4 protein-coding genes are annotated in these 5,425 nt (G+C 76.6%); all 4 read left to right on the top strand.

Going from position 1 to position 5,425, the window contains the following annotated elements; all coding sequences use genetic code 11:
- Positions 1 to 155: 155 nt before the first annotated feature.
- Entirely contained in the window at positions 156 to 557 is a 402-nt protein-coding gene (locus RIF68_RS26020) for a hypothetical protein (protein ID WP_309053730.1), read from the top strand.
- An 87-nt stretch (positions 558 to 644) separates the two neighbouring features.
- Entirely contained in the window at positions 645 to 2,888 is a 2,244-nt protein-coding gene (locus tag RIF68_RS26025; protein ID WP_309053731.1) for a hypothetical protein, read from the top strand.
- Positions 2,889 to 2,991: 103 nt separating this feature from the next.
- Positions 2,992 to 4,308, top strand: coding sequence for a hypothetical protein (locus tag RIF68_RS26030; protein ID WP_309053732.1), 1,317 nt, complete (start codon positions 2,992 to 2,994; stop codon positions 4,306 to 4,308).
- Positions 4,308 to 5,425, top strand: a 1,118-nt coding sequence (locus tag RIF68_RS26035) for a hypothetical protein (protein ID WP_309053733.1), incomplete at its 3' end; no start/stop codon positions are given. The genes RIF68_RS26030 and RIF68_RS26035, both read left to right, overlap by 1 nt.

Consider the following 5,425-nt stretch of genomic DNA (forward strand, 5'->3'; position numbering starts at 1 on the left):
CCGCCCGGGAGCGCCCACGAGGGCCCATCGAGCGGAATCGGCCATCACCTCCCTCGCCGGGCAGTTTTCGGTCATTGTTCGCCGACCGTCTGGCGCGGTACCCGAGGACCACTTGAATGGCCTCACGTGTGTGCAAGGAACAACCGGGGGAGCACATGGATCCGATCACCGCAGTCGCCGCCGCGGGCGTGGCCCTTGTCGTCAAGGGCGCTCTGGAGGCCACCGGCCAGGAGGCCGGCCGCAGCGGCTGGAGCGGCGGAGCGCGGCTCGTCGAACGGATCAGGGCCCGGTTCCGCGGGGACTCCGAGGCCGAGGCGGCTCTGGAGCACGTGGCGGACGCCCCGGACGACGAGTCCGGCCGGCAGGAACTCGAGCGGATGCTCGCCGCGCACATGCTGAGGGACCGCCAGTTCGAGGACGACCTGCGGCGCATGGTCGACGAGGCGGTCGCCGCGGCCGGCGGGCGCGGTGGGCCGCAGGTCAGCGCCGCCCTGATCAAGAACGCCCAGGTGTTCAACGAGAAGGTCGAGATCAAGGGCGACTGGAACGTCTCGTAAGTCCCCGCGAGTCCGTTCCCCGAGCAAGTGAGGGGGCCGCCGTCGGCGTGCCCCTCTTCGTCCGTCCCTCCCGGAAACCCGTGTGCCATGAGCGAGGAAGACACCGCCGCCCCGTCCGGCGCTGCGAGCTCCGAACCCGCTCCGCCGCCCGCCCCCGCCGACCCGCCCGAGGCCGCGCCGGAGAGCGAGCGGCGGGGCACAGGAGCGGAACAGGACGGCCCCGTCAGCTCGACCGACGCGCTGCGTTCGCTCGCCGAGGACGGCGCGACCGACGACCCGGAGCGGTCGGAGGCCCAGCGGGCCGGGGCCATCGCCGACCTCATCGCGCAGCGGCTCAGCGCCGACGCCTCCGGCACCCGGATCGGCACGCTGGCCCTCTTCAACGACACCGTCAGCTTCGGCGGCGGCTTCCACACGGACGGCGGCCGGCGGCCCCGTGAGCGGGCCGCCGCCGGCGAGGGTTCCGTCCTGCCGCTCGACGCCGCCGAACTGGACGACCACACCACCCGGTTCGTCCGGCCGCCCGGGTACCGCTCCGCCCTCGGCCTCCTCGGCGAGCGGCGGCTGCTCGTCCTGACCGGGCCCTCCGGCAGCGGGCGCGAGGCCACCGCGGTCAACCTGCTCGCCGAGGCGCTCGCGCTGGCCGGTGCCGACGGCGGCGGGATCTGCCACCGGCTCCTCGACCCGGCCGACCTGCTCGCCCCCGGCTGGGAACCGCCCGTGCCCTCCAGCGGATACGTGGCCCACGTCGGGGACGGGCCCGAAGGGGCCCGCCACTTCCGCGCGCTCCCCCGGCTGCTGCCGGCCGTCGTGGCGGCCCTGCGCGCCCGGGGCTGCCACCTGGTGCTCACCGGCGGCCAGGACCTCGCGATCGCCGTGCGCGGGGACGGCGGGGCGGCGGTCGCCGCGCACGATCTCGCCCCCGTGGACCCGATGGCCGTCCTCGAACGGCGGGTCCTCGGGCTCGGCGCCGCCCCGGAGGCGTACGCCGAACTGCGGGCCCGCTGCGCCTCCGGCGGCGTCACCGACACCCTGCGGGAGCTGCCCGCCGCCCGGCACGCGGCACGGCTCGCCGCCGAGATCGCCGCCGGGCGGGACGTGGCCGCCGCTGCCGCCGCGCTGCGCGACCCCAGTGACCAGGTGCGGGCCTGGTTCGACCGCCACCGGCACCCGGAGGCCGTGGCGTTCGCGCTCGCCGCGGCCGTCCTGGAGGAGTGCGGCTACCTGACCGTCGCCGAGGCCGCGGTGAAGCTCCGGACCGCGCTCGCGGAGCCCTCACCGGCCCCGCCGGACGTCCGGTTCAGGGACCGGCTGGGCGACGAGCAGCAGTGGATCAGGCTCGACGGCAGCGCGGGCGGGCCGCCGCGCGTCCGCTTCCGCAACGCCCTCGTCGGCCAGGTCGTCCTCCTCTACGCCTGGACGGGGCTCGACGGCTGGCGCGAGGCCCTGCTCTCCTGGCTGCGGCAGCTCCTCGGCCACCACGACCTGGAGGTACGGGCCCGGGCCGCCGTCGCCGCCGGGGTGCTCGCTCGGGCGGACCACCACTACGCCGTGCACCGCTACCTGACCGCCTGGGCCGCAGGGGAGTCCTGGCAGCTCCGCCAGGCCGCCGCCACGGCACTCGGGGTGGCCGGCGGCGACGCCGACTCGACCGACGCCGTGTGGGCGCTGCTGCACGACTGGGCGCGCGGCGGCAGCTCGGCCCGTGAGCGGCGGCTCGCGGGGACGGCGGCCAACACGGCGGGCGGGCTCCTGGGCCGCACCGCGCCGGACCGGTCGATGGCCGTCCTGCGGGACGCACTCGACCGGGGCGACGACTGGGGCACGCTGCCGTCCGTGGCGTGGAGCGGGGTGCACCTGGTCCACCAGGGGCAGGCGGGGCCGCTGCTCGCCGCCTATCTGGACTGGTCCGCGCCGCAGGACCTCTCCCCCATGGTGATGAAGTCGCTGTCCGCCTTCGTCTTCGCGACGACCCGGCCGTACGAGGCGTCGGCGGACGGTCCCGTGGACGGGGTGCCGGGCGTGCCGCTGCTGCTGAGCGGGCTGCCCACGCACCGCGCGGCCCTCGCGGAACTGTGGGCCCGGGCCCTGGCGCGCCGCCCGGTGCAGGAGAGCGCCCTGCTCGCCCTGCGCGAGTGGATCGACACGTACGCGGACCGGTGGCACCCGGGAACGCTCGACGCGCTGGCCGGCCTCCTCACCGACGTGGCCCGCAGGCCGGGCTCGCACCGGGAGCGGCTGCTCTGGTGGCTGAACAAGTGGGCGCACGACCGCGAACGGCCCTCGCGCAACGCGGCCGTGCTGCACGCGCGCCTGACCCGTACGACCTGATCCGCACCGGCACACCGGCCCGGCCGTACGACTCCGGCCCGACGACCCGCACCACCCGGACCGCGCCGTCCGGCCCCGCACCGCCGACGAGAGGGAGGAACCCGTGGGAGAGCAGACCTACGACCCGGTGCTGTCCTTCGAGGAGCTGCCGAAGTGGCGGCTGACGAAGCCGGTCCGACCGCCGAGGCCCGGGAGCGCGCTCGTCCTGGTCAGGGAGAGCGGCCCGTCGCTGACGATCCGCAGCGGCGAGGAGATCCCGTCCTCCCGCTTCGGCACGTACCAGGGCGTGTTCACCGTCGACATGACCGAGCACCGGCTGGTTCTCGACATCCCGCTGCTCAGCCGGGACCCCACGTTCTCCTTCCGCAGCCGGGTCGACCTGGTGTGCCGGGTCGCCGACCCGGCCCAGGTCGTGGCGCGCGGCATCCGGGACATGAGCGGGGCGCTCCACGGCTACTTCCGGAAGATGCTCCGGGAGGTGGCGCGGGACTACGACATCGCCGAATTCCACCAGGCCGAGCGGGCTCTGAACGCGACCCTGGCCGGATTCACCGGGGACGACGCGGTCCGTCTGCGGAACATCCACGTCGAACTCCTCGTCGACGAGGACGAGATCGCCACCAGCGGACGGGAGTTCCGGGACGTGGTGAGGGAGACGCGGCTCTCGGGGATGCGGCGCGGCCGGCACCTGGACATGATCCGCGAGGAGGGGCTCGACGGCCTGATCGCCGAGATCATGGAGAAGGAGGGCCCCCGGGCGGCGCTCGCCTGGATCGAGAAGAACGAGGCCGAGAAGCGCGAGGTGCGGCGCGAGATCATGCGCCTGGTCCTGGCACGCGGGGACGCGGACCGGGAGCCCTTCGAGCAGGCGGAACTGGAACGCGCCGTCCTGGAGGAGGTGCTCCGCGACGGCGAGGGCCTGTTCGACGGGGCCGCCCGGCGCGGCCGGCTGCGCGGCTCCCTCGCCCGCGCGGCGGACCCGGCCCCCGCGCTCGGACCGGGGCACGAGGAGGACGAACCGGGCCGCCGGCCGCTGCGCGGCGAGGTCGTGCGGGACGAGGCGCGCGGCGAGGACGGCCGGCCGCGCACCGCAGGCCGCGTCTCGGGCACATACGGCTCCGGCCGCCCGGACGGGCACGGGCCGGCCCGCCGCACCGCCCGCGACGAGGAGCGGGCCACGGGGCGGGACGGGCGCCGGGAGGCCGGGCGTTCCGGGCCGCCCGAGGACGAGCCGCTGCCGCCCGCCGGAGCCGGGGGGACGGACCGGCCCGCGCCCCGCGCCGCCACCCCGGAGCCGCGCCCCGCCGGGGAAGCGGCCGCCGACCGTCCCGCGTCCCGGGTGAGCCGGGTGCGGGGCGCCACCAGACGGGACGCCCCGAAGCGGGACACACCCCGGCCCGGACCCGACAGGGAGCACTGATGGCAGAGCACGAGCACGGGGCGCGGCACGCCGCGCCCGCGCACCGCCAGGACCGGTGGCCACCGCCCCCGCCCGCGCCCCCGGGGTCCGCCGTTCCCCCGGTACCGTCCGCGCCGCCCGCGTCCCCGGGGCCCGCCGCTCCCGCCTCCGTACCGGCCCCCGCGCAGGCCCTCGCCACGGGCGCGGGCGGCCCGCCGGTACCCACGGGCGCGCCGCCCGCCGCACCCGCCACCGCGCCCGAAGGAACCCCCGGAGGCCGGGCCGGAAGCCCTCCGGCGGACCTGTCGGACCCGCCGGCACGGGCGCTGCCCTCCCAGGCGGTCTGGTCGACGCCGGGGGACGTCGAGGGTCTTCAGGCGCTCACCGTGTGGACCGAGCAGGTGCCCGGCCACGGGGAGGACGCCGAGCCGTTCGTCGCCCATCACTGGGGCACCCACCAGGGCATGGTCGCGGTCTTCGACGGTTCGGGCGGCGCGGGCGCGGGCCCCGTGTGGCAGGCCCCGGACGGGACGTGGCACACCGGTGCCTGGGTCGGCTCGCGGATCGCGCGGCTCGCCACGGACTGCTGGTTCCACGAGGTGGCCCGGGAGACCGAGGAGCCGGGACCCGCCTCCCTGCACCAGTACCTGACCTGGTTCCTGGCGAAGGCTCCGCAGCGGCGCAGCAAGATCGGCGGCACCATGCGCCGGCAGCTGCCCACCACGCTCGCCGGCGTGCACTACCGCGTCCTCGACCACGGGGCCGCCGTCGAGCTGCGCCCGCTGTGGGCGGGCGACTCCCGGGCGTACGTGCTCTCGCCCGACTCGGGCCTGCACGTCCTCACCCGGGACCACACCCGGGAGAGCGACGCCCTGGAGCTGCTGCGCACCGATCCGCCGATGACCAACGTGGTCTGCGCGGACCGCGAGTTCGGCGTCGACACGCAGGTCATCGCCTCCTTCCCGATGCCCTGCGTCCTGATCGCCGCCACCGACGGCTGGTTCGGCTACGTGCACACCCCGGCCGACTTCGAGTACCTGCTCCTGAGCACCCTGCGACGGGCCCGCACCGAGTACGAGTGGGCCGACCTGCTGCGCCGCGAGGTGCAGGCGTACACCGGGGACGACGCCTCCCTCGC

Source organism: Streptomyces sp., assembly GCF_031178505.1.
Lineage (GTDB): Bacteria > Actinomycetota > Actinomycetes > Streptomycetales > Streptomycetaceae > Streptomyces > Streptomyces gulbargensis.

What these genes read in the sequence shown, in the direction of transcription:
- RIF68_RS26020 (WP_309053730.1), top strand. Translation starts at nt 156, where the DNA reads ATGGATCCGATCACCGCAGTCGCCGCCGCGGGCGTGGCCCTTGTCGTC.
- RIF68_RS26025 (WP_309053731.1), top strand. Translation starts at nt 645, where the DNA reads ATGAGCGAGGAAGACACCGCCGCCCCGTCCGGCGCTGCGAGCTCCGAA.